Origin of the sequence: Streptomyces sp. NBC_01216, from assembly GCF_035994945.1 — a bacterium.
In the GTDB taxonomy this organism is placed as follows: domain Bacteria; phylum Actinomycetota; class Actinomycetes; order Streptomycetales; family Streptomycetaceae; genus Streptomyces.
The window spans coordinates 1,558,658-1,585,299 of the sequence record NZ_CP108677.1 but is presented as its reverse complement, the minus strand read 5'-3'; the positions used below and the strand labels follow the sequence as shown (position 1 = coordinate 1,585,299).

Annotated in this window: 25 protein-coding genes and 1 pseudogene; 15 read left to right on the top strand and 11 right to left on the bottom strand. The window is 72.8% G+C overall.

Translation table 11 applies throughout. From position 1 onward, the window contains the following. Positions 1–50 precede the first annotated feature (50 nt). Positions 51–254 (top strand): DDE-type integrase/transposase/recombinase, encoded by a 204-nt coding sequence (locus tag OG393_RS06685; protein WP_327373702.1) that lies wholly within the window; start codon positions 51–53, stop codon positions 252–254. On the opposite strand, the pseudogene OG393_RS06680 reads toward OG393_RS06685, so the two are convergent. From OG393_RS06680 to trxA, 6 genes and pseudogenes are all read right to left on the bottom strand, one after another. Next, positions 255–850, bottom strand: a pseudogene (locus tag OG393_RS06680) (nucleotidyl transferase AbiEii/AbiGii toxin family protein). It abuts the gene before it with no gap. 149 nt (positions 851–999) lie between these two features. After that, positions 1,000–1,743, bottom strand: coding sequence for a sulfite exporter TauE/SafE family protein (locus OG393_RS06675; protein ID WP_327373700.1), 744 nt, complete (start codon positions 1,741–1,743; stop codon positions 1,000–1,002). Next, positions 1,740–3,137: an MBL fold metallo-hydrolase gene (locus OG393_RS06670; protein WP_327373699.1), complete on the bottom strand. Its 1,398-nt coding sequence runs from the start codon at positions 3,135–3,137 to the stop codon at positions 1,740–1,742. The genes OG393_RS06675 and OG393_RS06670 overlap by 4 nt, the downstream gene beginning before the upstream one ends. Before the next feature lie 185 nt (positions 3,138–3,322). Beyond that, complete coding sequence (locus tag OG393_RS06665; protein WP_327373698.1) at positions 3,323–3,679, bottom strand: carboxymuconolactone decarboxylase family protein; 357 nt, start codon at positions 3,677–3,679, stop codon at positions 3,323–3,325. A 284-nt stretch (positions 3,680–3,963) separates the two neighbouring features. After that, positions 3,964–4,362 (bottom strand): DUF302 domain-containing protein, encoded by a 399-nt coding sequence (locus OG393_RS06660; protein ID WP_327373697.1) that lies wholly within the window; start codon positions 4,360–4,362, stop codon positions 3,964–3,966. 190 nt (positions 4,363–4,552) lie between these two features. Continuing rightward, entirely contained in the window at positions 4,553–4,924 is a 372-nt protein-coding gene (gene trxA, locus OG393_RS06655; RefSeq protein WP_327373696.1) for a thioredoxin, read from the bottom strand. 192 nt (positions 4,925–5,116) lie between these two features. On the opposite strand from trxA, the gene OG393_RS06650 reads away from it, so the two are divergent. The 6 genes from OG393_RS06650 to OG393_RS06625 all read left to right on the top strand — a co-directional run bounded on the left by OG393_RS06650 (position 5,117) and on the right by OG393_RS06625 (position 9,849). Next, on the top strand, positions 5,117–5,443 hold the full coding sequence (locus OG393_RS06650) for a rhodanese-like domain-containing protein (RefSeq protein WP_327373695.1): 327 nt from the start codon (positions 5,117–5,119) through the stop codon (positions 5,441–5,443). A 102-nt stretch (positions 5,444–5,545) separates the two neighbouring features. After that, complete coding sequence (locus tag OG393_RS06645) at positions 5,546–6,934, top strand: MBL fold metallo-hydrolase (protein WP_327373694.1); 1,389 nt, start codon at positions 5,546–5,548, stop codon at positions 6,932–6,934. 178 nt (positions 6,935–7,112) lie between these two features. Next, positions 7,113–7,697 (top strand): rhodanese-like domain-containing protein, encoded by a 585-nt coding sequence (locus OG393_RS06640; RefSeq protein ID WP_327373693.1) that lies wholly within the window; start codon positions 7,113–7,115, stop codon positions 7,695–7,697. 171 nt (positions 7,698–7,868) lie between these two features. Then, positions 7,869–8,135, top strand: coding sequence for a metal-sensitive transcriptional regulator (locus tag OG393_RS06635; RefSeq protein WP_327373692.1), 267 nt, complete (start codon positions 7,869–7,871; stop codon positions 8,133–8,135). Positions 8,136–8,278: 143 nt separating this feature from the next. Next, positions 8,279–8,773 carry an MFS transporter gene (locus OG393_RS06630; protein ID WP_442817269.1) on the top strand — a complete coding sequence of 165 codons (495 nt, stop codon included), beginning with the start codon at positions 8,279–8,281 and terminating at the stop codon, positions 8,771–8,773. Continuing rightward, positions 8,770–9,849 carry a sugar ABC transporter permease gene (locus tag OG393_RS06625; protein WP_327373691.1) on the top strand — a complete coding sequence of 360 codons (1,080 nt, stop codon included), beginning with the start codon at positions 8,770–8,772 and terminating at the stop codon, positions 9,847–9,849. The genes OG393_RS06630 and OG393_RS06625 overlap by 4 nt, the downstream gene beginning before the upstream one ends. Here the strand turns inward: OG393_RS06625 and OG393_RS06620 are convergent. After that, positions 9,836–11,044 (bottom strand): acyl-CoA dehydrogenase family protein, encoded by a 1,209-nt coding sequence (locus tag OG393_RS06620; RefSeq protein ID WP_327373690.1) that lies wholly within the window; start codon positions 11,042–11,044, stop codon positions 9,836–9,838. The genes OG393_RS06625 and OG393_RS06620 overlap by 14 nt on opposite strands. Before the next feature lie 146 nt (positions 11,045–11,190). Here OG393_RS06620 and OG393_RS06615 point away from each other — a divergent pair, with 146 nt between their 5' ends. Next, positions 11,191–12,987, top strand: a complete 1,797-nt coding sequence (locus OG393_RS06615; protein WP_327373688.1) for a CoA transferase — start codon at positions 11,191–11,193, stop codon at positions 12,985–12,987. Next, entirely contained in the window at positions 12,984–14,669 is a 1,686-nt protein-coding gene (locus OG393_RS06610; RefSeq protein ID WP_327373687.1) for a class I adenylate-forming enzyme family protein, read from the top strand. The genes OG393_RS06615 and OG393_RS06610 overlap by 4 nt, the downstream gene beginning before the upstream one ends. A gap of 289 nt (positions 14,670–14,958) precedes the next feature. Here the strand turns inward: OG393_RS06610 and OG393_RS06605 are convergent, their stop codons facing one another. Genes OG393_RS06605 through OG393_RS06595 form a run of 3 tightly spaced genes read right to left on the bottom strand, consistent with a single transcriptional unit; the run spans position 14,959 to position 17,230 of the window. After that, positions 14,959–15,771 (bottom strand): metal ABC transporter solute-binding protein, Zn/Mn family, encoded by an 813-nt coding sequence (locus OG393_RS06605; RefSeq protein ID WP_327373686.1) that lies wholly within the window; start codon positions 15,769–15,771, stop codon positions 14,959–14,961. Then, complete coding sequence (locus OG393_RS06600; protein WP_327373685.1) at positions 15,729–16,598, bottom strand: metal ABC transporter permease; 870 nt, start codon at positions 16,596–16,598, stop codon at positions 15,729–15,731. Before OG393_RS06600 ends, OG393_RS06605 begins: the two co-directional genes overlap by 43 nt. Beyond that, positions 16,595–17,230, bottom strand: coding sequence for a metal ABC transporter ATP-binding protein (locus OG393_RS06595; RefSeq protein WP_327373684.1), 636 nt, complete (start codon positions 17,228–17,230; stop codon positions 16,595–16,597). Before OG393_RS06595 ends, OG393_RS06600 begins: the two co-directional genes overlap by 4 nt. 395 nt (positions 17,231–17,625) lie before the next feature. On the opposite strand from OG393_RS06595, the gene OG393_RS06590 reads away from it, so the two are divergent. The 6 genes from OG393_RS06590 (at position 17,626) to OG393_RS06565 (ending at position 24,996) form a co-directional block, all read left to right on the top strand. Continuing rightward, a complete protein-coding gene (locus OG393_RS06590; RefSeq protein WP_327373683.1) occupies positions 17,626–18,177 on the top strand; it encodes a hypothetical protein in 552 nt (183 codons plus the stop codon). A gap of 89 nt (positions 18,178–18,266) precedes the next feature. Further along, positions 18,267–19,721 (top strand): PepSY-associated TM helix domain-containing protein, encoded by a 1,455-nt coding sequence (locus OG393_RS06585; RefSeq protein WP_327373682.1) that lies wholly within the window; start codon positions 18,267–18,269, stop codon positions 19,719–19,721. Between the two features lie 165 nt (positions 19,722–19,886). Then, positions 19,887–20,099 (top strand): hypothetical protein, encoded by a 213-nt coding sequence (locus OG393_RS06580; RefSeq protein ID WP_327373681.1) that lies wholly within the window; start codon positions 19,887–19,889, stop codon positions 20,097–20,099. A gap of 555 nt (positions 20,100–20,654) precedes the next feature. Continuing rightward, positions 20,655–21,887 carry a PP2C family protein-serine/threonine phosphatase gene (locus tag OG393_RS06575; RefSeq protein ID WP_327373680.1) on the top strand — a complete coding sequence of 411 codons (1,233 nt, stop codon included), beginning with the start codon at positions 20,655–20,657 and terminating at the stop codon, positions 21,885–21,887. Between the two features lie 100 nt (positions 21,888–21,987). After that, complete coding sequence (locus OG393_RS06570) at positions 21,988–24,684, top strand: LuxR C-terminal-related transcriptional regulator (RefSeq protein ID WP_327373679.1); 2,697 nt, start codon at positions 21,988–21,990, stop codon at positions 24,682–24,684. Positions 24,685–24,798: 114 nt separating this feature from the next. After that, the gene (locus OG393_RS06565; protein WP_327373678.1) at positions 24,799–24,996 is read left to right on the top strand and encodes a hypothetical protein; all 198 of its coding nucleotides are present in this window, start codon (positions 24,799–24,801) and stop codon (positions 24,994–24,996) included. Between the two features lie 46 nt (positions 24,997–25,042). On the opposite strand, the gene OG393_RS06560 is transcribed toward OG393_RS06565, so the two are convergent. Beyond that, positions 25,043–26,407: an anaerobic sulfatase maturase gene (locus tag OG393_RS06560; RefSeq protein ID WP_327373677.1), complete on the bottom strand. Its 1,365-nt coding sequence runs from the start codon at positions 26,405–26,407 to the stop codon at positions 25,043–25,045. Positions 26,408–26,642: the final 235 nt, after the last annotated feature.

The following is a 26,642-nucleotide window of genomic DNA, read 5'->3' as shown; positions in this document are numbered from 1 at the left end:
AGAAGAGGCGGAAGTTCGACGCGGAGTTCTGTGAGGGGGCTGTGCGAATCGTGACCGAGGAGGGAAAGTTGTACCTGGCCACGGTCATCGACCTGGTCTCGCGCCGACCGCTCGGCTATGCGATGGGTGCGCATCACGACGCTGCCCTGGTCGCCGCGTCGCTGAAGATGGCCGCCACCACGCGCGGTGGCGATGTGGACGGCGTGATCTTCCACTCCGACCGCGGCGGCGAATGCAGTCTCATCCGGACGTGATCAGTCGATATCCGGGTCATCGGACTCTTCGAGGAGTCGGGTCGCGAGGTCGTCGGCCCACTCCACGGCCCAGGTACGAAGCGTGGTGATGGTGGCCTGGTCCAGGCCGTAGGCGGCGAAGGCTTCGTCGTCGGTCCACTCGGTTCCGGCGAGGTTGGCCTGCAGGTCTTCGCGCTCGAAGCGGCCGCGGGCGTGGCGGCGGCCGAATTCCTCGAGATCGGCAGTGTTCCAGCGGCGGGAGGCTGCGAACGCGTCGATCAGGTCACGAGGTGCTCCGCGGCCAGCGAGGGCGCGGACCTTGGTCCCGATCACGTCCTCCTCCGCGAGGACGGGCCCGTACGGGCTCTGGGTGACCGGCCGCCAGAAGATCTCCTTGAGGATGTCGACCTCGCTCGCAGTCCTGCCCGGTGGCCGCGGGCGGACAGCGGGGCGGTCTCCAGCGCGTGCACCTTCCAGCCTCGGGCTTCCAGGCCGGCGCGCAGCGTAGCCGCGATGTCGGCCATGGGCGCCGGGTTCTCGGTGGCGACATCGCGGTCCTGGCTGGGGCGGTTCACGAGGCGGTGCGTCCGGACGGCATAGCCACCGGTGAGGACCAGAGGGTAAGGGGGGAGCTGGTCCTCAAGGGGGCTTGCGGCCGTGTCGGTCCATGCGCCGGCCCTGTGTTGCAGGCCGCCGCTGACGCGGATCCTCGGGCGTTCAGGGGGGAGTGGTCGTACCGTGGAGTCCTGGCCGTCCGCCTGCCCGCTCAGACGATCACGTCGGCGAGCATGAGGGCCGCCACCCCCAGCAGGACGTAGGCGAAGACGCGTTGCAGGGTCTCCCCAGCGATCTTGGACGCGAGGTGTTTGCCGTCCCAGGCGCCGAGGATCGCCGCAGCGGTGAAGGGGGCGATCACCTCCCAGCGCAGGTCTCCGCCCGTCCCCGTCCGTGCGGTGAGCGCGGCCAGCGAGTTCACGGTGATGACCAGCAGGCTGGTGCCCACGGCCTGCTTCATCCGCAGGCCCAGAACGCCCACCAGGGCGGGAACCGCGAGGAACCCTCCGCCGACGCCGAGAAGTCCCGTCACGGCACCGAGTCCGGCCCCGGCGCCGGCCGCCTTCGCGGGCCGTATCCGCTCCGGAGGCCCGGACCCGGTCGGCCAGAGCATCCGCACCGCGGCCAGCGCGGCGACGACCGCGAAGGCCCCGGTGAGCAGGGCCGCCGGGACGCGCCCTGCAACGGCTCCGGCGAGGAACGCCGGTACGACGCCCGCGAGCGCGAACAGCGCACCGGTCTTCCAGGCGACGTTGCCGTCCCGGGCGTGGGCGTAGAGGGCGGTCGCCGAGGTGGCGGTGACGATGATCAGGCTGGCGGTGGTCGCTGCCGCCGGGGAGAACCCGAGCAGGTAGATCAGCGCCGGGACCGCGAGCACGCTGCCACCGCCACCGAGAGCACCGAGGGCCAGGCCGATGACGGCCCCGGCGACCAGGGCGAGGATCAGGACGCTCACGCTATCGAGCCGCCGTTGCCGCGTTCGTCCACGACCGGGCCGGTGATGACGGTCAGTCCGGCCTCGGCGGCGGCGTCGAAGTCGTCGTCCACGGCGACGACCTGTCGTCCGGCGGCGTCCAGCAGTGATGCCGCGATGCCCGCGCGCATGCCGCCCGCGCAGTGCACCCACACCGTCCCGTCCGGGACCTCGCCGAGACGGCGGTGCACCTCGTGGATCGGTATGTGGACCGATCCCGCTATCCGGCCCTCGGCACGCTCGGAATCGCGGCGCACGTCCAGGACTACGACTCCCGCCGGGTCCTCGGCCGCGAGTTCCGCGAACGTGGCGCGCGGGAAGGAGGTGGCGCTCTCACCGTCACGGAGCCAGGTCGCGGGACCGCCGGTCGCGGCGGCTGCCGGTCGGTCGATGCCGACCCGGACCAGCTCCCGCTGAGCCGCCGCCAATTGGCCAGCCGACTCGGCGAGCAGGGTGACGGGCCTGCCCCACGGGATCATCCAGGCCAGATAGGTCGCGAGCTTGCCGTCCACCTCGAAGTTGAAGGAACCCGCGACATGCCCCTCGGCGAACGCGATCCGGTTGCGCAGGTCCACGATCCACTCACCGGCCGCGAGCCGCGCGGCGATCTCCTCCGGGTCGGCGACGGCGGGCGCGGTGAGGTCGACCGGCGCCGGGCCGGCCGCGTTGGCCGGACCCATGTGCGCGTAGTAGGCGGGTACGTTTTCCAAGCCTGTGAGCAGCTCGGCGACGAAGGTGTCCACGTCCACGGTCAGAGCCGTGTTGGCCGCCTTCTCCTTGCCGATCGTCGTCGCGTCGCCGTCGGCCTGCGCGGAGGAGCAGAAGCTGCCGAACCCGTGCGTGGGCAGGACAGCCGTGTCGTCGGGCAGGGTGTCGGCCAGACGGTGGGCAGAGGCGTGCTGTGCGCGGGCCAGTTCCTCGGTCAGTCGCGGCTCGACCAGGTCCGGCCGACCCACCGTGCCGATGAGGAGGGAGCCACCGGTGAACGCGGCCACAGGCCGGCCCGCCTCGCCGAGGACGTAGGCGGTGTGGTGCGGAGTGTGCCCGGGGGTCGCCACGGCGGTCAGGGCCAGATCGGTGTCGACGTCCACGGTGTCGCCGTCGGCGACCGGGGTCCGGAGGAACGAGACGCGCGCAGCGGCCGGCACCAGGTAGACGGCGCCTGTGATGCGGGCCAGTTCCAGGCCGCCGGTCACGTAGTCGTTGTGGATGTGCGTCTCGACGACGTGAGTGATCCGCACGCCTCGTCGCGCGGCAGCCGCGAGTACCTGGTCGATGTCGCGAGGCGGATCGACAGCCACTGCCGCCTGCTCACCACCGGCGAGGTAACTGCGGTTGCCCAGACCCTTGAGCTCAAGGGTGTCAACGAAGAACACGGTCGATGCTCCCTTCACGTGAAAATTACCCCCTGGGGTATGCAATCACTCTAACACCCTTACCCCCGGGGGTATATTTCGAAGGGTGGCGACCGTACCCTCAGGCGTGGCTGATGTGTGATCACGGCCCGCGGGCCTGGCGCTGAGCTGTCGGGATCGCGCCGTTCGTACCACGGGAAGGGTGCTCAAGCGGCGGTGGTCTTCTGTTCCTGGAACTCGCGGAAGGCGGCGAAGGCGCGCGGGCCGTAGACCGTACCCGGCCCACCATTCATCAAGACGGCGACCCCTATCGTCTCGGCTGCCTCCTGCTCGGTGGCGCCGTGCCGGACGGCGGCTTGGGCGTGGTGGGCGATGCAGCCGTCACACTCCTTGCTCACCGCGATGGCCAACGCAATGAGTTCCTTGGTCTTGGCGTCCAGTGCACCGGATTCCAGCGCGCTGTCGTGGAGCTGCTTGTAGCCCTCGTACACCTGCGGGATCGCGCGCCGCAGGTCACGGCCGGGTGCCCGCAGTTCGTCCCGTACCTGGGTGCCGTACGACATGATGCGTCTCCGCTCCTGGCGGCCGCCTGCCACCGGAGCGACGCATGGGAACACGGCGCCGGGCGGTGGAGGGCGACAGTGGTGATGCGCGGCAGGCTCACCACCGGCATGTTCGCCGTAACGGTTGCCGCGCAGGGCCGACGGCCGGTCCGTGCCTCCATCGTTGCGCCGCATCCCGCCGGGGGCCAGTGCGTCGCGGCCCCCCGGGTGACGTCATGTCGGGGTACACCGTGCGGCGGCCTCGGGGGGCGGGCGGTGGTTGGCTCTGCACGTGTCCCGACGGCTCACGTACTGCCTTCTGTAACGGTGGCGAGTGCTGCGTCGAGGCGGCGCGCCGCCTCGCCCGCCACGGGAGCCATGGCGTCGACGCCGGTGAGCGTGACCATGGTCGCGGGGTCGATCGCCTGCACGATCACCTGGTCGCCGTCGGTGCGGACCACGACGTTGCAGGGAAGCAGCAGCCCGATCGAGCGGTCGGCATCCAGGGCCTGACGGGCGAGTGGGGGGTTGCACGCTCCGAGGATCAGGTACGGCTCCATGTCGTGGCCGAGTTTCGCCTTGAGCGTGGCCTGGACGTCGATCTCGCTCAGGATGCCAAAGCCCTGGTCGGCGAGGGCGCGCCGGACGGTCTCCACCGTCTCGTCGAAGGTTCCGGAGACCTTGATGATGCGGTCGTAGGGCATGGTCTTCACCTCACTCTTCGGATGGCGACCGCCTCGGCATACGGCCGCCCCGGTCGTCGTGCTGCCGGCGGTCGGCCCAGGGTTGGGCCGCGAACGGCATGATGTCCTGACGCACCCGTCCAGAGACGGACGACAGGCGTTGAGAGACAGTTCGGTCCTTCGGGCTGACCTCGGGATGACGCTCCGGGCGTCAGTTTCGCTCGGCCGTGCGGGTGGCGGCCTGCCGGTGGACGTCGTCCATGGCGGTGGACCGAATCCTGGTGATCAGTTCCTCCAGGGCCTGTGGCGGCAGTGCGCCGGGCTGTGCGTAGAGAACGGTCCGGTCGCGGACGGCCATCAGGGTGGGGATGGATGAGATCCGGAAGGCGCCGGCGAGTTCTGGCTGTGCCTCGGTGTCGACCTTGCCGAAGACGATGTCCGGGTGGCGCTCGGCCGCCCGCTCGTAGACGGGGCCGAACATGCGGCAGGGTCCGCACCATCCTGCCCAGAAGTCGATCAGCACGATCTCAGAGCCCGTGACGGTCTCCTCGAAGTTTTCCTTGGTCAACTCGACGGTCGGCATGGGTTCCACTCTCCTCCTGTATACCCGGTGGGGTATATGGGAGCTTCAACGGACGTAAGGGCGGGATTGTTCCGAGTTCCCGCGGTTCCATTGACCAATAGATACCTAGGGGGGTATTTGACAGCGCCGGCGGGAGGTGCTTACCGTCGAAGACCTAATACCCAGGGGGGTATCTGGAGGTGAATCTCGCTCATGGCTCGTGAAGTGGATCTGGAGACCTTCGCCGCGGCCTGGACTGCCGGCGCCGTGGTTCTCGACGTGCGGGAGCCTGAGGAGTACCGGATGGAGCATGTGCCTGGTGCGCACCTCGCCCCGCTGTCCGCACTGGCCGCCGCGCTGCCCCGCGTACTCAAGGGGCGAACGGTGTACGTGATCCGCGCGAGCGGCAACCGCAGTCAGTGGGCCGCGGACCGCCTTGCCGCCGTCGGGGTGGATGCCCTTTCCGTCGCCGGTGGGACCCGGGGCTGGGCCGGCACGGGCCGCCCGGTCGTGACGGGGTCCGCCCCCGGGGTGGTCTGACCCTCCCCCGTTCACGCGGGCCCGCCCCTCCGGGGGGCGGGCCACCTTTTGACCTCTCGGGTACCCCCCAGGGTATCTGAGTCATCGCCTACGGAGGTTTCCGTGTTCTTCGCCCAGTACTACCTCGACTGCCTCTCGCAGGCGTCGTACATGATCGCCGACGAGACCACCGGCAAGGCGGTGGTCGTCGACCCCCGCCGGGACGTCTCGGAGTACCTGGCGGATGCCGAGGCTCGCGGCTTCACCGTGGTCGGCGTCATCAACACTCACTTCCACGCGGACTTCGTCGCCGGACACCTCGAGATGGCGGCCGAGACCGGCGCCTGGATCGGCTACGGCCGGCGCGCCGAGACGGAGTACCCGATCCGCAAGCTCGCCGACGGCGAGACGATCAGCCTCGGCGACGTCACCCTGGAGATCATGGAGACCCCCGGGCACACCCCGGAATCGATCAGCGTGCTGGTCCACGAGCACGGCCAGGACACCGTCCCGTACGGCGTGCTTACCGGCGACGCGCTCTTCATCGGCGACGTGGGCCGCCCCGACCTGCTCGCCTCCGTCGGTGTCACCGCCGAGGAACTCGGCGCCATGCTCTACGACAGTGTCCAGAACAAGCTGATGGGCCTGCCGGACGAGGTGCGGATCTTCCCCGCGCACGGCGCCGGATCCGCCTGCGGCAAGAACCTTTCGACGGAGAAGCAGTCCACCGTCGGCGAGCAGCGTGCCACCAACTACGCCTGCGCGCCCATGTCGCGGGAGGGCTTCGTGGCGATCGTGACCGCCGGTCAGTCCGCTGCTCCCGGCTACTTCGTCTACGACGCGATCCTGAACCGCAGTGAGCGACCGCTGTTCGATCCGGCCGCCGCACCGAGGCCGCTGAGTGTCGAGGACTTCACCGGCCTCCGCGCCTCCGGCGCCGTGGTGGTCGACGCTCGTGACCCGCAGGAGTTCGCCGCCGGACACCTGCGCGGCTCGGTGAACGTGCCGGCCGACGGCCGCTTCGCCGAGCAGGCCGGCACCGTCCTGCCCGCCGACGCCGACCTGCTGGTCGTCGCCCCGCAGAATCGCGAGGAGGAGATCGTCACGCGCCTGGCCCGGATCGGCTTCGACCGCGTGGCCGGATACCTACGCTCTCCGGATGACGCCCTGACCGCCCTGGCCGACGAGGTCACCCCGGCCGGCCGCCTCACCGCCGCCCAGGTCCGTGCCGCGCTGGCGGGCGACAACCCGCCGGTCGTCATCGACGTCCGCAACTGCGGCGAGCGCGGAGACAACGGTTTCATCGACGGCGCTCTGCACATCGCGCTCGGCGAGCTGCCCCGCCGCCTAGACGAGGTTCCCCGCGACCGGCCCCTGGTCCTGCACTGCGCGGGCGGCCACCGCTCCTCGATCGCCGCGAGCCTGCTGCGCCACCACGGCTTCACCGACGTCTCGGACATCCTCGGCGGCTACGCCGCCTGGTCGCCACTGAACACCCCCGCGACCGTCTGACCGGCTGCCGTCATCACAGGCCGGGCCCTCTCGGCCGCGACGAACCGCCGGCGCCCCTACGGGGAGACCCTCTGCCCTGACGGGCCCTCCTGGCGTGGGCGCCGGCCCCCGACCCTGACCTCACATATACCCCGCTCCGTATTTCTCTGCGGAGTCACCTCACCACGACGGAGTTCTCATGACGACCGACGCCTCCCGTATCGCCGGCCTCACCCCCACCGCCCTTCAGCGGCTGATCGACAGCGGGCGCGGTCCCCGCGTGCTGGACGTGCGGACCCCGGGCGAGTTCCGGACGGTCCACATCCCCGGTTCCTACAACGTCCCGTTGGACACCCTGCGTGAGCACCGCGCCGAACTCCTGACCCACCTCGGCGAGGACGTCGTCCTTGTCTGTCGTTCCGGTGCCCGCGCTGCCCAGGCCGAGCAGGCCCTTGCCGAGGCCGGTCTGTCGAACCTGCGCGTCCTGGACGGCGGCATGATGGCCTGGGAGGCCGCCGGCGCTCCCGTCAACCGGGGCGAGGCGCGCTGGGACCTGGAGCGCCAGGTCCGCCTGATTGCCGGATCGATCGTGCTCGTCACCGGCGTCTTGGGCGTGTTCGTGCCCGGAGCGCACCTGATCGGCACCGCGATCGGCGCCGGGCTGACGTTCGCCGCGCTCGGCAACACCTGTGCCATGGGCATGATGCTGGCCAAGCTGCCCTACAACCGCGGCCCGCGCACCGACATCCGCACCGTCATCGCCTCCCTGCGGGACCGCTCGTGATCACGCTCGTCCTCGTGGCGTCCGTCCTGATCGGCGTCAGTCTGGGCATCCTCGGTGGCGGCGGTTCGATGGACCCGCCCCAGGTAGGCTCCCGGGAATCGGCCGCACACCGCTAGCGTTATACCCAGCGGGGTATTCTTGAGTCGATGGTCGGTGAGAGGGAGGAACCCGGTGAAGGTGGAAGAAGAGGCGGCGACCGCGATCCTCAACCGGCTGCGGCGCGCTCAAGGGCAGCTCGCGGGCGTCATCGCCATGATTGAGGCCGGCCGCGACTGCAAGGATGTCGTCACGCAGCTCGCCGCCGTGTCCCGCGCCCTCGACCGGGCCGGATTCAAGATCGTCGCGAGCGGGATGCGCCAGTGCCTCGCCGAGAGCGAGGAAGGCGCACCCCCCATGACCGAGCAGGAACTGGAGAAGCTCTTCCTCACGCTCGCGTGACACACGACCGGTCCGCACCACCCCACCGCACCGCGAGAGACGGAGACGAGATCTGTGGTGTCACAAGGGACGGAAGCGGGCGCCAGGCCGGGCGGGCGAATCCGCGACTCACGGCCCTGCTCACCTGCGTGATGGCGGTCTCCATGCTCCAGTTGTTCCTGCTGGGAGCGCTCGGCCCGCGCCCGGTGGACGACCTGGACGTCTTTCCTACGGTGCTCGGCCTGACCACGACCGTCGGCTTCGGCACCGCCGCCCTCCTCTCCCCGGTCGGGGGGCGGATCGTGGACCGGACCGGTCCACGGCGCTCGCTGCTGCTGGTGGCCTCGGCCGTCGCCTTGGCCCTGACCGGTGCCGCCCCCGGTGCCGGGCTCCTGCTGGGCGCGGTGGCTCTGAGCGGCGTCCCGCAGGCGCTCGCCGCCCCGGCCACCGACACGGCCGTCCTGGCAGCCGTGGCCCCCGAACGGCGCGGTGCGGTGACCGGAACGAAGCAGTCGGGCGTGCAACTCGGGGCGTTCGCGGCGGGACTTCCGTCGGCCGGGCTCGCCGCGGATCTCGGCCGGCGTGCCGCCGAGTTCACGGCCGCCGTGGCCGTCGCGTACGTGTGGTCTCGCCGCGACCGGCGGGTGTCGGCCCCGTGAGCGGCGTGGCGGGCGACTGGGCGGACCGGGCCCTGGCCGCCGTGATGGAGCGTGTCACCACGACCGAGTCCCAGGTCGGGGAGCGGTTCCCGCTGTACGCGGATCCCCGGGACGGGGTCTGGAAGACGACCGGCCGCGGGTCCTGGACCGGCGGCTTCTGGGCCGGGCTGCTGTGGCTGCGGGCACGCTACAGCGGATCGGCGGCCGATCGGCGTGCGGCTGCCAGTCGTACGGCGGCTCTGGCACCCTGGGCCGACGCGGACACGGTCACCCGGGGCCTGATCCTCTGGTACCCGACCGCCCTCGCCGACGGTGACTCGGAGGCGGCCGCGCTTCAGGAGCGTGCCGCGCGTGCCGTTCTCGCGGCCCGCCACCCCGAACTCGGCGTCGTCCCCTGGGGGGACGCCTTCGGCGGCCCTCGGCTGCAGGCCCGTGCCGACGGCGTGCCCGGGACCGTGCCCCTGCTGGCGACGGTCGCGCCCGCGGCCGCGGCCGGGCACCTGCACCAGCACCTGGACCTGTGCCTCGGAGCCGACGGGGAACCGCTCCCCGCCTGGAGGTTCGAGGGGACGGGGGCGGGCTGGCAACCGTGCGAGGAGCCTGGGCCCGGGTGGAGCCGAGGCCGGGCCTGGCTGCTCCTCGCGGTCGCGGAGGCCCTGCTCCTTCCCGAGGTCGCCGCCCATGACCGCGGCCGACTGACAGCGGCGGCCCGGCACCTGCTCTCGCTGGAGGGAGCCCTGTCCGGTCCTTTCGTGCTCCCGGACGACACCACGGCCCCGCGCGGCCCCCTGGACACCTCGGCGGCGGCGATCACCGCGGTCGCTCTCCTCAAACTCGCCCGTGTGTCCGAGGACTGGGCACACGCCTGCTCCTACCGGGGGGTCGTCACGCTGAGCACCCTGGCCGCCGGCCACCTCACGTACGGGAAGTCCGGCCGCCCCGCGGGCATGCTGCTGGACGGATGCTACGACGCCGGCCGGGGCCTGGCCGAGTGCCACGAACTGGTCTGGGGCGACTTCTTCCTCGCTCTCGGCCTGGCCTCGCTGAACGGTCTGGTCGACCTCACCCGCGTGTAGCGGCGCCCCCGGAGTGTCCGCGGAGGACCCGGCGGGCGACCGAGGTGACGTGGAGTTCGTCGGGGCCGTCCAGGATGCGCGCGGCCCTTCCGCCTCGGAACAGCGCGGGCAGGGGGGTGTCCGGGCCCAGGCCGGCCGCTCCGAACACCTGGATCGCCGCGTCGGCCACCTGCTGGAGCATCCGCGCCGAGGCGACCTTGGCCAGGCCCACCTCCGTACGGGCGTCCTGCCCGGCGGCGATCAGCGCCGCCGCCTCGTGGACCAGCGGCCGGGTGGTGCGCAGGGCCAGGAGCGCGTCGAACACGTGCTGCTGGACGAGCTGGTGGTCGGCCGGCACACCGCCCGACCCACGGCGGGTGACGGCCCGATCGCACATGAGGTCGAAGGCCCGCTGGGCCTGGCCGAGCCAGCGCAGGCAGCGCAGCGCCCTGCCGATCGCGAGCCGCTCACCCGCGACGGCCAGAGCTCCGCCCTCCGGCCCCACGAGGTGTCCGTCCGGAACCGTGACGCCGTCGAACTCGATCTCGTACTGTCCCGTCGCGCCGAGCACGGGAAGCTCCCGCACCACCCGGAATCCGGGCGCGTCGGTCGGGACCAGGAGCAGTGATAGGCCGTCCCGGTCGCCCGGAGCGCCCCCGGTCCTGGTCAGTACGGTCACCAGGTCGGCTCCGGCCGCCCCGGAGACGAACCACTTGCGGCCGCTGACGCGCCAGCCGCCGTCCGGTGCGCGGGTGGCGGTGGTGGAGGTCAGCCAGGGTTCGGTGCCGGGGGTGTCGGGTTCCGTCATGGCGTAGCAGGTCCGCATGGTCCCCGCGACGAGAGGGCGCAGGCAGGCGTCGCGGACCGGGTCGGTCGCGTGCCGGGACAGCAGGGTCACGTCCAGCAGGGGAGCGGAACCGAGGGCGGCGGGGCCGTGGTCGCTGGCTCCCTCGGCCTCGGCCAGCCGCGCGTACGCGGCGAACGACAGTCCGCCGCCGCCCAGTTCCGAGGGGAGCGGCAGGGCCCAGAGCCCTTCCGCGCGGGCCCGGGCCTGGAGTTCGGCCAGGGCATCGGCCGCCGCCGGTCCGCCGGCGTCGAGCACCGGCTCCGCCGGTACCACCACGGAGCCGACGAACTGTCGTACACGCTCGCCCAACCCGGCCGGCGCCGGCCCGGATCGGGTGGGGTTGTCCACCGGCACGGCGGGATCCTGCACGGCGTTGCCTCCTCGACTGCCCGGGAACTCCCGGGAACGTGTGTCCGACTCTCTCTGTGGAACTGGTCGGGCGCACCGGCGTCCTGGTTCCCGTCTTCGGTACGACTCGGGCGCCGGCCACCGCCGCGCGCCGGGAGAGGAGAGGCATGGCGTCACCAGCAACCACGGCGACCCTTGGACCACTCGGCGCGATGGACACCACCGTCTCGGGACCCGTGGAGATCGCCGGCGTCGTCGCCGCGCACCTGAACCTGCTCGGGGCCCGTGCGAACCGTGCGCCGGGCGCGGTCGGGAACGGGGGGATCACGGTGAGCGGTCACGGTTTCGACCCGGTGTCCGCCACCGCGTACTGGGGCGGCCCCGGGAGTGGCCTTGTCGACGAGGCCACGGTCCAGGCCGCCACAGGCGTGATGGCCGTCCATGGCCGTCGGACCGGCCCCCCGGCCGGGCTGGCCGCCGACTACACCGCTACGGCCACCGCCGTGCTCACCGTCCAGGGCCTGCTCGCCGCTCTGATCGGGCAGGCTCGCGGAGTCACCGGAACGAGCCGCCTGAGCACCGGAGCGGACCGGGCCGGACTGCTCGCGGTCTCCCAGTACCTGGCCGCCGCCGGCGCGGACGAGGGCGAGGCCGCCGAACTCGCCCCCGGAGGACCACCCTTCTCCTGCGCCGAGGGCGTCCTCTTCGAGCTGGAGACCCTCGACCCGGGTGTGTGGGCGGCCTTCTGGCGGACCCTGGACGCGCCCGCCGACGCGATCCGGGCGGGATGGCGCCCCTTCCAGTTCCGCTACGCCACGGCGTGCGCGCCCTTCCCACCGGTACTGCACGAGGTCACGCGCGCCAGGCCGCTGGCGGAGATCCGCAGGGCCGCGGACCTTTCGGGTGCCGAGGTGTGTGTCCTGCGGACCCTGGCGGAGCGACATGCCGAGGCCGACGGCGCGCCCCCGTGGTCCTTCCGGCCGCTCGGCGGCGACACGTCGCAGCGGCCCGTGCGCACGGCGAGGCCCGTCGGACCGGCGGCCGACGGCGGTCCGCTGACGGGCCTGACCGTGCTGGAGGCGGGCCGGCGCATCCAGGCGCCCCTGGCCGCCCACCTCCTCGCCCAGTTGGGTGCCGAGGTGATCAGGATCGAGCCGCCGGGCGGGGACCCGCTGCGCGGTATGCCGCCCACCTCCTCGGGCGTATCGGCGCGCTGGCTCGCCCTCAACCGCGGCAAGAAGGCCGTCGAGATCGACATCAAGGCGGCGGCGGACCGCCGCAGGCTGACCGGCATGGCCGCCGGGGCTGACGTGTTCCTCCACAACTGGGCCCCGGGCAAGGCAGCCGAACTGGGCCTGGACGCGGAGGACCTGGCCAGGGCCAACCCCGCCCTCGTGTACGCGTACACCGGCGGCTGGGCGGACCGGATCGACGACGCCCCCATGGGCACCGACTTCATGGTCCAGGCCCGTACCGGCGTCGGCGAGGCGGTGCGCCCCGAGGGCCGGCCGCCCGCACCGTCCCTGATGACACTGCTCGACGTACTCGGCGGACTGCACGGCGCCGAGGCCGTCCTGGCCGGACTCCTGCTGCGCGAGCGCACCGGCCACGGAGTCCGCGTGGACTCCTCCCTGCTGGGGGCGGCCGACACCCTGACCGCGCCCGCGCTGGCGAGGATCGGACGCGGTGAGAACCCACGCCGCCCCGCCGGCTTCCGCCGTCCCCTGCCCACGGCGGACGGCTGGATCGCTCCCGCGGACCGCGACGCCCGGGGCGCCGCGGTCCACGACCTGACCGCGCTGCCCACCACGGAGGCGCTGGCCCTGCTGCACGGCCGCGGCCTGGCCGCGACCACCGTCACCACAGACCTGTCCGACCTGCACCACGATCCGCGATTCGCCGGCGCGATCCACCGCGACGCGCACGGCGCCCCCGCCGTCCCGGCCCCCTGGAGCTTCGCATGACCGTCGACCTGTACGACCTGCTGCCCGCCGGACTCCGCCGCTCCTGGGCGACCGACGGAACCTGCCCCGACCTCGACCTGTACAGCCTCTTCCGGGCCCGCCAGATCGCCGACCCACACCACACCGCGGTCCTCGACGCCAAGGGCAAACTCTGTTACACCGCCCTGGACCGTAAGGTCCGATGTCTCGCCGCCGGCCTCAGAGACCTCGGGATACGCGAGGGCGACGTGGTCGGCGTACAACTCCCCGACCACCGCAACGCCGTCATCGCCGACCTGGCCCTGGCCGCCCTCGGCGCCGTCGCCCTGCCCTTTCCCGTGGGCCGCGGCGTCCTCGAAGCCGAATGCCTGCTGCGCCGCGCCCAGGCCGTCGCCGTCATCGCCGCCGTCGAGCACCGCGAGTTCCGCCACGCCGCCGACCTCAGCACCCTCGCCGGTTCCCTGCCCGAGCTGTGTCACGTCGTCGCCGTCGGCCCCGGGGAGGCACCGGAGGGCACGGTGGCCTGGGCCGGGCTGCTGCGCAGCGACCCGGACGCGTTCGCACCGGCCCGCCCCGACCCCGACAGCGCCGCCCGCATCCTGGTCTCCTCCGGCTCGGAGGCCGAGCCGAAGATGATCGCGTACTCGCACAACGCCCTGGCCGGCGGGCGCGGCAACTTCCTCGCCTCGCTCATGCCGGACCGGACACCGCCCCGCTGCCTCTTCCTCGTCCCGCTGGCCTCCGCGTTCGGATCCAACGGCACGGCGGTGACCCTCGCCCGGCACGGCGGCACGCTGGTCCTGCTCGACCACTTCACTCCGGACGCCGCCCTCGCGGCCCTCCGGGAGCACCGGCCCACCCACGTCCTGGGCGTGCCGACGATGGTCCGCATGCTGCTCGAACGCCTCGACGCCGACGCCGAGCAGCTCCCGGCGCCCACCGCCCTCGTGCTCGGCGGGGCCCCGCTGGACGAGACCACCGCGGCCGCGGCGGCGAAGGCGTTCGGCTGCCCGGTCGTCAACCTCTACGGCTCCGCCGACGGAGTCAACTGCCACACCGGGCTGGCGCACGCGGTCCCGCCCACGGACGGCTCGGGTGTCGTCGCCGGCCGCCCCGACCCGCGTGTCACCGAGATCCGGATCGCCGACCCGGACACCCACGACGCGCTCGCCGACAACGCCGTCGGCGAGATCATCTCCCGGGGCCCGATGTCCCCGCTGTGCTACGTCGGCGCACCCGACCTGGACACCCTCTACCGCACGCCCGAGGGCTGGGTCCGCACCGGCGACCTGGGATTCCTCGACGCCGACGGCGTTCTGCACGTGGTCGGGAGGCTGAAGGACATCGTCATCCGCGGCGGCGCCAACATCAGCCCGGCCGAGGTCGAACGCGAGCTCACCTCGCACCCGCGGGTCCGGGACGTGGTGTGTGTCGGGGTCCCCGACCCGCTGATGGGCGAACGGCTGGCGGCCTGTGTGGTTCCCCGGGGGGCGGAGGCGCCCACCCTGGAGTCCCTCGGCGAGCACCTCGCGGCCCGGGGCGTGGACCGCCGCAAGCACCCCGAACGGCTCCTGGTCGTCCAGGCCATGCCGCTCACGGCGGCGGGCAAGCCCGACCGGGCCGCACTGCGGGAACGTCTCACCACGAGCGTCACGGGCCTCGCCGCTCCGGCGGGCACCCCGTCGTTCGCCGAGGCGGGCTGACGCGTCGGGGCCGGCCACCTGAGGGGACGCGTGGCCGGCCCCGACTCACGCGTAGCGCGACCGGGTCGGAACCCTCCGCCGAGGGGCCCAGCACCGACGACCGTCACGCGTCGTCAGATCGGCCTGACCGAGGCCGGTTGCCGGACGGGGACCGATCGGTGGGCCGGACGCGGATCCGGACCGGTGGGATTCCCGAGGCGAGGTGAGACCGTGCGGAAGCGGAAGCCGGGTGCGTCCGGCGTGGGACGCACCCGAGTGAGCCGCCGCACGGCACGCGCCGCGTACGGGGTCAGGACCCGCCCGTCCCCTTCTTGATCTCGGTCGCCGCGTTGCGGTACACGGCCAGCAGGTCGAGGTCCTCGCCCGGGTAGTTGACGATCTGCACCTGCTTGGCACCGGAGTCGGGCAGCACGGTGCCGGTCGACATGTGGGCGTTGTCCAGGACCAGGGCAGGCTTCTTGCCGGAGAGCCCGGCCAGCTGCGCGGGGGTCACCGCCTCCGGTCCGTACGTGCCGACCGGGGTGATGCCCGCCAGCTTCGCCGCCCACGTGGTGAAGACCTGGGTGACCGTGACGGGGCTCCTGCCGCCGGGCCAGGCGGCCCGGACGTCCTCGTTGAGCTTGCCGTACTCGCTGTCGAAACCCGTCTTCCACCGCGTCGCGGCCTCGGCGGTGCCGAACAGCGCGGCCAGCTTGTCCACCTCGGCCTTGACCTTGTCCGGGTCGTTGTCGAGGTTCACCTCGACCAGCTTCGCCTTCGAGCCCGCCGCCTCCTTGATCTTCGCGGCGTACGGCTCGAAGGGCGCGTACAGCACGAAGTCGGCCTTGGCGACGGCGGCGAGGTCGGAGGGCTTCGGGTCGTAGTCGGGGGCGTGGTGCACCGACTGCGGGACGATGACCTTGACGTCCTCGGCGCCGGCCGCCGTGGCGAAGGCGCCCTCCCAGGTCGTGGTGACCACGACCACGGGCTTCCGCTCGCCGTCGGCCGGCATCGAGGAGGGGGAGGACGTGTCGTCCTTGTCGCCGCCGCAGCCGGTGACGAGGGCCAGGCCGAGCGCGCTCAGTGCGAGGAGGGAAGGGATGCGGACGCCGGTGCGCGCCATGAGGTGGTTCTCCGTTCGGATACGAGGTGCACGGCGAGGACGACCGCCCCCGCCGTCAGGACGAGGACGGGCCCAGGGGGCCAGTCCAGCCACAGGGCCAGCAGGAACCCGGTCAGGTTCACCGCGACCCCGATACCGATCGCCCAGAGGGTGATCGACTTCAGTGAGCTGCCCAGCCGCCGGGCGGCCAGGGCGGGCAGCAGGGTCAGCGCGTCGACGAGCAGCGCCCCGGTCAGCTTGATCGCTCCGGCGACCGCCACGGCCACCAGGACCAGTAGCGCGGCGGTGAGGGCGCGGACCGGGACGCCCGAGCACTCGGCCAGCTCCCGGTCGTACAGCAACAGGCCGACGTCCCGCCGCCGCCACCAGAACAGCGCCGGCACGACGACGGCCAGCACGCCGAGCACGGCCAGATCCGGTGTGCCGACGGACAGGATCGAGCCCCACAGCAGCGCGAACGCGCCCGAGGCGTTCACGCCGGACACCGCCAGGAGCAGCAGTGCTCCCGCGATGGCCAGGCTCATCAGCAGCCCCATCGCACCGGACAGTCCGTCCGGGGTGCGGGCCAGGGGCGCCACGCCCGCCCCGGCCAGGGCGCAGGCCACCAGCGCGCACAGCATCGGGTCGAGTCCCGTGATGAGCCCGACGGCGATACCCAGCAGGGCGACGTGCATCATCGCGAACCGGACCGGCATGATGTCCAGCCCCACGATGATCACGCCGATGACGGGCAGCCCGACGGCCGCCAGCAGCAGGGCCAGCCCGGCCCGCTGGACCGGGACGAGCTGGAGCAGCGCGCCGACGTCGGCGGTCGCGAGGGTGTTCACCGGACCTCCCGCAGCCGGCCCGCCGCCATCTCCAGCACCCGGTCGCACCGATCGGCGAGCGCCCGGTCGTGCGTGACCACGACCAGGGTCACCGGCAACGACGCCAGCACGTCCGCCGCCTCCGCCTGCCCGTCGAAGTCCAGCGCGGCGGTCGGCTCGTCCGCCAGGAGCACCTGCGCTCCGGCGGCGACACAGCCGATCGCCCGCGCGAGGTACATCCGCTGGAGCTGCCCGCCCGACAGGGTGTGCAGCGGCCGCTCGACCAGCCCGCCCACCCCGAGCCGGTCGGCCGCTTCCCTGGCCTCCGCCGGCGCGGTGCTGCTGGCGAGCAGTTCGGCACCGAGCAAGGGGAACCGGCCGGCCGCCGGTTTCTGCGGGATCCAGGCGCAGGAGCGCCGCCGCCAGGCCCACTCGGCCGCCGTACGCGTGCCGCGCCCGCCGAGGAGGATCGAGCCGCCCGCCTGCCGGTGCAGACCGAGCACGGCACGCAGCAACGTCGTCTTGCCCGAGCCGTTCGTCCCGGTCAGCGCCACCCGGTCCCCGGCGGCGACCTCCAGGTCCACCCCCGAGACCGCCTCCACCCGGCCGTGCCGGCACGTGACCCCGCGCATCCGCACGTCCAACCCGCCCATCCCACACCCTTCACCGCAGCACGAGTGAGGGGCTGTTCACCCCTCCCGCCACCGCAGTAGTCGGACGGCGCGACGCGCTGGTTCCGGGACTCGACGACTTCCTGGTCCGGCACCCGCAGCCAGCTGGTCCAGGGAGGGGGGTCGTGTCGCTCATCGCTGTGAGGGACCTCACCCGTCAGCGGGGCGAGGGGCGCCACTCCCCGTCCAGGGAGGTCAACTCCGTTGTGTGGAACAGATACTGACGGTCTGTGGGCGATCGTGTCGGCGGGGGATCGCCGCGGCGGCGGTCCCGGCCCCGTCCGGCCGGCGCTATTTTGTGGCCGTGCGCGGACCCGGGAACTGGCTGAGGCGGACCTGGGCGGGTCTGCTCGGGTCCTCCGCATGCCTGCTGCTGGGTGCCGCCGGGCACGTGGCGGCGGGGGGGACGGCTGCCCGGCGCGACCGCTCTCGCGGGGCTCTTCGCCGTGCCGGCGGTCGTGTGCGGCGCGCTCTCGGCGATGCGCCGTCACCGCTTCGCGGCCACCGTCGTGACCCTCGGCCTCGCCCAGAGCGTCCTGCACCTCGTCTTCCACGCCATGACCGGCGGCCACGGCGACGCCACGACGTCGCCCGGCGGGGAGCGCGTGGAGCACATGGGCCACCCCGGGCACCACGGCATGCCGGCCGGCCCGGGGGCGTCCGGGCATTCCGTGGACACGGGCATGACGCTGGCCCACACGCTCGCGGCGCTCGGCGCGGCGGTGTTCCTGATCCACGGCGAGCGCGTCCTGGGGCGCCTGTCCCGTCTGCTCCTGCCGCCGCTCCCGCGCGCTTTCGTACCGGTGACGGTGCCGGTCCTTCCCGAGCGGCCGGGCGCGGAGCCCGACGACACCCTGCCCGCCCCGCGCGGGGCCCTGCTCGCACGCGCCCGCTCCCGGCGCGGCCCTCCCCGGGCGACGCACGCCTGATCGTCACCGCCGTACCCGGCGGCCCTTCCCGTACCGGCGGCGCCCCGTGCGTCCGGTGCGGTTCCCGTACCTCCCCCTGGAGCACACCCATGTCTTCAGCCACCGAGACGACCAGACCGAGAGACCCCTCCGGAGCGCCCGGGGCGGCGCCCGCCGGCCGGTCCCGGCAGGGCGTGCGCGCCCTGCTCGTCCGGCTCCACTTCTACGCCGGGGTGTTCGTCGCCCCGTTCCTTTTCGTCGCGGCCGTGACCGGCCTCCTCTACGCCTTCACTCCGCAGCTCGACCAGCTCCTCTACGGCGACCAGCTGCGGGTGGAGAAGGCCGGCGAGCGGGTCCTGCCGCTGTCGGAGCAGATAGTCGCCGCCCGGGCCGTCCACCCCGAGGGCGCCCTGGACTCGGTGGTCACCCCGCCGGGCCCGGAGGACACCACGCGGGTCGTCCTGTCCCTCCCGGAGCTCGGGGAGAAGCAGCGGACCGTCTTCGTCGACCCGTACACGGCCGAGGTGAAGGGAGAACTGACCACCTGGTTCGGTTCCACCCCGGCGACCACCTGGCTGGACGACCTGCACCGCAACCTGCACCTCGGGGAGTTCGGCCGGCTCTACTCCGAGGTCGCGGCGAGCTGGCTGTGGGTGATCGTCGCCGGCGGCCTGGTGCTGTGGATCGGCCGCGACCGCGGGCAGCGGGCCAGGTCGGCGCGCGGCGTCCTGCTGCCCGACCGCACCGCCCGCGGCGTGCGCCGCACCCGTGGTTTCCACGCCGCGACCGGCGTGTGGCTCGCCCTGGGCCTGTTCTTCCTGAGCGCGACCGGTCTGACCTGGTCCCACTACGCCGGTGAGCGTTTCGGCCAGGTCCTCGACGCCGCCGAGGGCCATGCCCCGGAACTGGACACTCAGCTGCCCGACGCCCCGGCCCCGGCGGCGGGCGGCGACGAGCACGCCGGCCACGCCGGACACGACATGTCCGGGCAGAGCCCGCGGGCGGACCCGGCGGACTTCGACAAGGCGCTGGAGACGGCTCGGAACGCCGGTCTCGGTGGCACCGTCACCCTGACCCCGCCCGTCGACGCCGCCGGCGGCTGGGTGGTGGCGCAGTCCGACAACGTGTGGCCGGTCCACTACGACCGTGTGGCGGTGGACGTAGCCAAGGGTGCCAAGGGTGCGGTCACCTCGCACGTGCGCTGGGCCGACTACCCGGTCCTCGCCAAGCTGACCAAGCTCGGCGTCCAGGGGCACATGGGCGTGCTGTTCGGGATCGTCAACCAGATCCTGCTCGCCCTGATCGCCGTCGGACTGATCGCGGTGACCTTCTGGGGCTACCGCATGTGGTGGCAGCGCCGCCCCACCCGCGAGGACCGCTCCGCACCTGTCGGCAAGGCTCCCGCGCGCGGGACCTGGCGGCAGCTCCCGCTGCCCGTGCTGGTCATCGGCGTCCCGCTCGTGATCGCACTCGGCTGGGCGCTGCCCCTCCTCGGCGTCACCCTGGCCGCGTTCCTGGTTGCCGACGTCGCCGTCGCCCTGGCGCGGCGCGCCCGCGCGGTGTGACGCCCCGGCCCGGGTCCACCCCGTGTGGCCCCGGGCCGTGACCGGGACCCGCCTCCGGGCGGAGTGACTCACGTCACTCCCCTGTCGGGGGAACTACCCCTCCCCGGTATCCGACTCCTGGCGTACCCCCGTCGACGGGACGGGTCGCGACCGGAGGCCGTTGCCGTGGACCACAGGCCGGTTCGTACGAGGGTGTTCCCCCGCTTCCCGCCACCGCTCGCGGTGTGCGGGTTCCTCCTCCTGCTGGGCGTGGTGTTCGTCGGTGCCTACGCGGCGGGTGCGGCGGTCGGGCCCGTCGCGCCCGGCATCGTGGGCCCCGCGTCGTCCGGCCCCGGGCAGGGCGACGCGACTCCCGGGCACCACTCGGGCGGCCACTGACCAGCGCGGAGCTCCGGACCGGCGCCGTCACGGACCTCGTGGGCGGCATGACGTGCGGAGCCCGTGTACGCCGTGTGGAGCGCGAGCTCGGCCGGTCGCCGGGTGACGCACCCCGCGAGGGGCGTGCGGGGGCCGCTCCGCGGCCGGGTACCAGGGCCGCGTTCAGGCCACCGGCCCCGGCACCGACCACCACGTCGTACACGGAACCGTTCCGTGCGTCGCTGTTCGTCCCGTTTCCGTCGATCACATCGTTCACGGTGACCACCTCCGCCCACAGCGTGCGATCACGGCCCGATCCTGGCGACGTTCGTTGCCGTTTCCGGGACGTGGATGTGTCAAGGGGAAGCGTGGACCACTCACCCGCCGTCACCCGAGTCCTCGCCGAAGTCGCCCCCGCCTCCAGCGCCCGCACACCCGGCGCGGCGTCACCACGGCCAACCCCGACCACTGACCGCCGCCGGCGGTCCCCCTGGGGAGCGGCGGCCTGGTCCCCTTGCGTCTCCTGTCGTGGAGAATGACCATGAGAACGGAGACGGTCGGCGCCGAGGTGGGCACATGGGAAAGTCGCAGATCGACTACGCGACGATCTTCCACGCCCTGCCGGGCATGGTGGCTCTGCTCACTCCTGACCTGGTGTACGCCGACGCCAACGAGGACTTCCTCCGGCTGACCGGGCGCACCCGCGAGCAGCTGCTGGGGCGGTACATCTTCGATGTCTTCCCCGAGAACCCCAACGACCCGGCCTCGGCCGGCATGCGGGAGACCCAGGCGTCGATGCAGCGCGTGGTGGCCACCGGCGAGCGCGACACGATGGCGCTGCTTCGCTATGACATCGAGGACCCCGAGCGGCCCGGCCACTGGGTGGAGCACTACTGGAGCCCGGTCAACGCACCCGTGCTGGGTCCGGACGGACGGGTGGTGCTGATCCTGCACCGGGTGGAGGAGATCACCGAGCTCATCCATGCCCGCGGCGAGACGGACAGGGACAGCAGCCGGGCCCGCGTGCTGGAGGCCGAGCTCTACACCCGCTCACGCGAACTGCAGGAGATCAACGAGCGTCTGCGCCGGGCGCAGGAGCGTGACCGCGAGGTCGCCCTGGCCCTGCAGGCGGCGATGCTGCCGGCCCCCCCACCCGTCGGTCACCACCGGGCAGCGGTCCGCTACCGGCCTGCCGTCGGGACCCTGAACGTCTGCGGTGACTGGTATGACCTGGTCGACCTGCCGGGTGACCGTATCGCGGTCGCTGTCGGAGACGTCGTCGGCCATGGCCTGGAAGCGGCCTGCGTCATGGGCCAGCTGCGCAGCGCGCTGAGCGCGGCCGCCCGTGTCACCGACGGCCCGGCCAGGGCTCTGGAGGCACTCGGCCTCTATGCCCGCCATGTCGACGGTGCCGAGTCCACCACGGTGGTGAAGATCTTCATCGACTGGGGCACCCACACCCTCACGTACAGCTGTGCCGGCCACCCTCCGCCCGCCCTGCTCCACCCCGGCGGCACCGTGGTCTTCCTCGACCAGGCGACCGATCCGCCGCTCGGCGCGGGCCTCGAGAACGTCTCGCGGCCGGAGGCCAGTACGGCCTTCGCCGAGGGAGCCACGCTGGTCCTCTACTCCGACGGTCTGATCGAACGCCGTACCGAGGACATCGACGTCGGCCTCGCGCGCCTCGCCGACTCCCTCGTCCACCACGGGCGAGCCGACCTCGAGGCGCTGGCCGATGCCCTTCTGGCCGACCTGCTCCCACCCACCGGGAACACCGACGACACGGCGCTGGTCCTCATCCGCCTGTGACCCCGTGGCGTCGGGAGTCAGAGCCGCGCCGCGGTGGAACCGGAATCGGAACCATGTCCGATTTGATTCTTCGGGCAGTTCTGCCAACGTGGTGAGTGCCATGCCCCACAGATCCCGCGGCTCTGCCCGCGAAGGCGCCGCCGGGGCCCTGACGCCGAACGGCGAGCCCGTTCTCGCCGCGCGGTTCGCCGTCCCCAGGGTGCCCGGAGTGTTCGTCCGCAGGCGCCGCGTGACCGAGCGTCTCACTCGGGCCCTGTCCGGTCCCGGGCGCTTGGTGCTGGTCAACGGGCCGGCGGGGGCGGGCAAGACGTTGCTGGTCGCGGACTGGGCCGGCCGGCCATCCCTGCCGGGCCGGCTGGTGTGGCTGACGGTCGAGTCCGGGGACAACGACCCGGGGATCTTCTGGGCCTACGTACTGGAGGCCCTGCGCCACCGAGGGGTCGCCCTCCCCGACGGTATCGGCAGTCCCGTTCGCCCCGACGGGGTCGACGACCTGCTCCTGTCCCGGCTCGCGGCCTACCTGAACGGCCGCACCGAGCCGGTGATCCTCGTTCTCGACGAGTTCGAGCGGATGTCCGCGCCGGAGGTCGCCGAGGGGTTGCGGTTCGTGCTCCACCACGCCGGCGCGGGGCTGCGCCTGGTCCTCGTCAGCCGTACGGAGCCGCTGCTGCCGCTGCACCGGTACCGGGCCGCCGGCGAGGTGACCGACATCCGCGGTGCCGACCTGGCGTTCCGGCCCGAGGAGACGGGTGTTCTGGTGCGTCGGCACGGGATGTCCCTCTCGGACGAGGGCATCCGCAAGCTGACCGAGCGGACCGGTGGGTGGGCCGCGGGGCTGCGGCTGTGCGTCCTCGCGGCGCAGCGGGCGGAGGACCCGGAGCGTTTCCTGAAGGAGTTCGAGACGGGGCAGAGCGCGGTCGCGGACTTCCTGCTGTCCGAGGTGCTGCACACCCAATCCGTCATGAGCCAGGACCTGCTGCTGCGGATCAGTGTCTGTGCGCGGGTCCATCCGGCACTGGCGGACGCCCTCACCGGACGCGAGGACGGCGGTCCCGTCCTCGCGGAACTGGAGCGCGCGAACGCGTTCGTCGAGCGGATCGGTCACGGGTGGTACCGGCTCCATCCGTTGTTCGCCGAGATCCTGCGCGCTCATCTGAACACCCGGCACCCTGGGCTGGAGCGCGCACTGCACGGCGTGGCCGCCCGCTGGCTGAGCGATGCCGGACTGCTCATGGAGGCTCTGCCACACGCCGCCGACGCGGGGGACTGGACGTTCGCTGCGGACCGGCTCGTCGACGACCTGGCGATCGGGCAACTCTTCACGGGGCTGGGCGCGGACCGTCTCGGCGAGTTGTTCACCGCGATGCCGTCGTCCGTGCCGGGCCCCGCCGCCGACCTGGTTCGCGCTGCCTGCGCACTGGCTCGGTACGACATCGACCGCGGTCTCACGGCTCTGTCCCGTGCGGAGGCCCACCTGCCCCCGGCCGACGCACGGGGCGCGTCGGCGGCCCATCTGAGCTGCGCGTTGCTGCGGGTGCTGGCCGGCCGGCTGCTCGGCTCGCCGGAGACGGCCGAGACCGCCGGCCGCCGCGCCGAGGAGATCGGCGCGCGGGAGGTCCTCGCGGAGCGTCTGGAGGCGCACCCGGAGATCCGGACGCTGAGGCTCGCCGCTCTGGGCTCGGCTCGACTCCGGGCGGGCCGCTTCGGCGCCGCACGGGTGGCGCTGTCCGCCGCCGTGGAGGCGCCCGCCGCCCCCTCGACGGCCCTTCCCCGGCAGGATTCCCTGGAGTGCCTGGCACTGATCGACTTCCTGGAGGGGTGGCCGGGGCGGGCCGAGGCACACGCGCGGCAGGCGGTCGTCGAGGCGGAGCGGTCCGGTGTGCCGTCCTCGGCGCGTACCTCGCTGGGACAACTGGTGCTGGCGGCCGTCGGGATCGAGCGCGACGAACTCGCCTCCGCCCGGACTCACGTGCACCGGGCGGCCCTGTCACCGTCCTGCTCCCGCGACCCGGTCGCGGCGGCCTGGCTGACCGTCACCCGCTCACGGCTGCTGCTCGCCGAGGGCAGCCCCGCCAGGGCTCTGCGGGTCCTCGGCGGCATACCGGAGTCGCCGTCCACGGAGATGCCTTCGTGGCTGGACGCCCAGATGGCGCTCGCCGCGGCCACCGCGCACACGGCCCTGGGGCGCCCGCACGCGGCGGCTGAGGCACTGGCCGGGCGGTCGGACGCCGGACCGGAGTGCGTGATCGCCTCGGCCCGTGCCCGGCTGGCATCCGGTGACGAGGAAGGGGCACGCTCCCTCCTCGACACGCTGCGCGGCCCAGGCGGCCACGGACCAGCCGTCACGGTCCGGGCCCTGCTGGTGCGGGCCGAGACCGCCCGCGGGCTGGGCGACGAGGCCGCGGCCAGGCACCTTGTCGCCCGCGCCCTGGCCGCCGCCCGGCCGGAGCGCTTGGCGCGCCCGTTCCTGGAGGCCGGGCCCTGGCTTCGGGAACTGCTCGACCGCGGGCCGACTCCGCGGCGGGCACATGGCCGGCCGGCGACCGGCCTGTTCGCCGAGCTACGCACGGTGGACACCGGCGAGCCCTGCCCCGTTCCCGTGACCGAGCCGCTCAGCGAACGCGAGCGCGAGGTGCTGGGCCGGCTGGCGCAGACGATGTCGACGGACGAGATCGCCGCCGAGCTCTTCCTGTCCGTCAACACGGTCAAGACCCACTTGAAGCACATCTACCGCAAACTCGCGGTGACCCGGCGGAGTGAGGCCGTGCGCCGGGCCCGGGAACTCGACTTGTTGTGACTCCGTCCGGTGTTCGCGTGATGTCACCCCGCCGGGGTGATGATCCGACCCGTGCGACGGCGCACCATGGGCGGGAGGGTGCCCGGAGGGACCACACCCGTGAGGGATGCGCTCATGCGATACGAGATCCGCGTCGAGGGACAGATGTCGAGGACGATGACCGACGCGTTTCCGGAGTTGGAGAGCTGCGTCCTGGCCGGACAGACCCTGTTGTTCGGCCAGGTCGTCGACGAGGCGCATCTCTACGGGCTGCTCGCGCGGTTCCAGTCGCTGGGACTCCACGTGGTGGAGATGCGCAGGACCGCTCCGTGAGGTTGCGTGACGTGTCGGGCGCCGCCCGTGGCTGTCGGGTGTGGCGCTACCCCGGGCCCGCCGTGACGACCGGCCTGCCGTGACAGCGGGCCCACTTGCGTCCCCCTCCGCACGGGCACGGGGCGTTGTGCGGCCGTCGCGCGTCGGCTTCCCGGTACTCGCGCATGACGAGCGCGGGGGCCCGTCCCTGACGCAGCAGCCCGGTCATCGTGCGCATCGGGTGGTCGACGTGGTGGAAGAACGCCTTGAAGCCGTCGCACAGGTGGTTGAGGCCCGGCTCGCCGTCCGGTGTGGTGTCGAAGCGGTCTTTGGGGCAGCCGCCGTGGCAGGCGAAGCGGACGTCGCAGTCGAGACAGTGCTGGGGCAGGGTGTCGTACTTGTCCTGGCCGAACTTCCGCTGCCGCGGTGAGTCGACGAGCTCCAGCAGGTGCCGGTCGCCGATGTTGCCGAGCAGGTGTTCCGGCTCGACGAAGTGGTCGCAGGAGTACAGGTCCCCGTTGTGTTCCAGGGCGAGGGCGCTGCCGCAGGTCCTGGAGTGCACGCACAGGGAGGGCGGCTCGCCGTGCCAGTTGGCCAGCGCCACGTCGAACATCTGGACGTAGACCCGGCCGACGTCGTGGCGGACCCAGTCCTCGAAGACGTCGATGAGGAACCGGCCGTACCGCTGCCCGGTCACCGACCGGTCGGTGACGCGGTCGCCCTCCTGCCGGTACAGGGGACGGTCCGTGGCGCGGGCGCCCCAGCCGTCGTCGGCCAGGGGCAGGTCGTGCGGGGTGACGCGCTCCACGATCGGGATGAACTGCATGTGCTCGGCGCCGCACTCGTCGCGCAGAAAGGCGTAGACCTCGCGGCCGTGTCCGGCGTTGGCGTCGTGCAGCGTGGTCAGCGCGTTCCACTCCACACCGTGCTCGCGCAGCTGAGCCAGCCCGTTCATGACGCGGTCGAAGGTGGGCTTGCCGCCCTTGTCGACCCGGTAGGCGTCGTGGAGCGCGCGGGGGCCGTCGATCGACAGGCCGACGAGGAAGTCGTTGTCGCGGAAGAAGCGGGCCCACGCGGCGTCGATGAGCGTGCCGTTGGTCTGGATGGTGTTGACGATCCGCTGGCCGGGGCGGGCGTACCGGCGCTGGTACTCCACGGAACGGCGGAAGAAGTCGAGACCCATCAGCGTCGGCTCACCCCCCTGCCACGCCACCGTGACCTCGGGCGCCGGGCCGTGCGCCTCGATCAGCTGCCTGATGTACGCGTCCAGGAGCTCGTCCGCCATCCGGAACCTGCTGCCCTCGTACAGCAGCTCCTTGGACAGGAAGAAGCAGTAGGTGCAGTCCAGGTTGCAGATCGCCCCCGTCGGCTTGGCCAGCAGATGGAAGGGACGGCGCCGGACACGTGGATCGGGCAGCTCTGCGGTGCTCACCGGCCCAGGATGGGGCCCCGTGTCGCTCACGGCGTCACCCGGCACGGGTGACGCCGGGCAGATTCCCTCGTACGCCGTCATCGGTGCCCGCGAGGCGAGCACGTCGTCCCGGCCGGGGCTCGGCGACGCCGCGTGCCGCCGCCGTGCCGTGTCACCCGTCAGGGGTGAGGCGAGCCGGGCCGTCCCCGGGCATCGTGGAGGGACAGCAGGTCGGCACTCGGGGCCACGAGGAGAA

Bases quoted from the DNA above. Each gene is read 5' to 3' on its own strand.
- OG393_RS06665 (WP_327373698.1), bottom strand. From the start codon at position 3,679: ATGTCGTACGGCACCCAGGTACGGGACGAACTGCGGGCACCCGGCCGT.
- OG393_RS06605 (WP_327373686.1), bottom strand. From the start codon at position 15,771: ATGGCGCGCACCGGCGTCCGCATCCCTTCCCTCCTCGCACTGAGCGCG.
- OG393_RS06640 (WP_327373693.1), top strand. From the start codon at position 7,113: ATGACGACCGACGCCTCCCGTATCGCCGGCCTCACCCCCACCGCCCTT.
- OG393_RS06630 (WP_442817269.1), top strand. From the start codon at position 8,279: ATGCTCCAGTTGTTCCTGCTGGGAGCGCTCGGCCCGCGCCCGGTGGAC.
- OG393_RS06615 (WP_327373688.1), top strand. From the start codon at position 11,191: ATGGCGTCACCAGCAACCACGGCGACCCTTGGACCACTCGGCGCGATG.
- OG393_RS06575 (WP_327373680.1), top strand. From the start codon at position 20,655: ATGGGAAAGTCGCAGATCGACTACGCGACGATCTTCCACGCCCTGCCG.
- OG393_RS06650 (WP_327373695.1), top strand. From the start codon at position 5,117: ATGGCTCGTGAAGTGGATCTGGAGACCTTCGCCGCGGCCTGGACTGCC.
- OG393_RS06660 (WP_327373697.1), bottom strand. From the start codon at position 4,362: ATGCCCTACGACCGCATCATCAAGGTCTCCGGAACCTTCGACGAGACG.
- OG393_RS06570 (WP_327373679.1), top strand. From the start codon at position 21,988: ATGCCCCACAGATCCCGCGGCTCTGCCCGCGAAGGCGCCGCCGGGGCC.
- trxA (WP_327373696.1), bottom strand. From the start codon at position 4,924: ATGCCGACCGTCGAGTTGACCAAGGAAAACTTCGAGGAGACCGTCACG.
- OG393_RS06585 (WP_327373682.1), top strand. From the start codon at position 18,267: ATGTCTTCAGCCACCGAGACGACCAGACCGAGAGACCCCTCCGGAGCG.
- OG393_RS06595 (WP_327373684.1), bottom strand. From the start codon at position 17,230: ATGGGCGGGTTGGACGTGCGGATGCGCGGGGTCACGTGCCGGCACGGC.
- OG393_RS06565 (WP_327373678.1), top strand. From the start codon at position 24,799: ATGCGATACGAGATCCGCGTCGAGGGACAGATGTCGAGGACGATGACC.
- OG393_RS06610 (WP_327373687.1), top strand. From the start codon at position 12,984: ATGACCGTCGACCTGTACGACCTGCTGCCCGCCGGACTCCGCCGCTCC.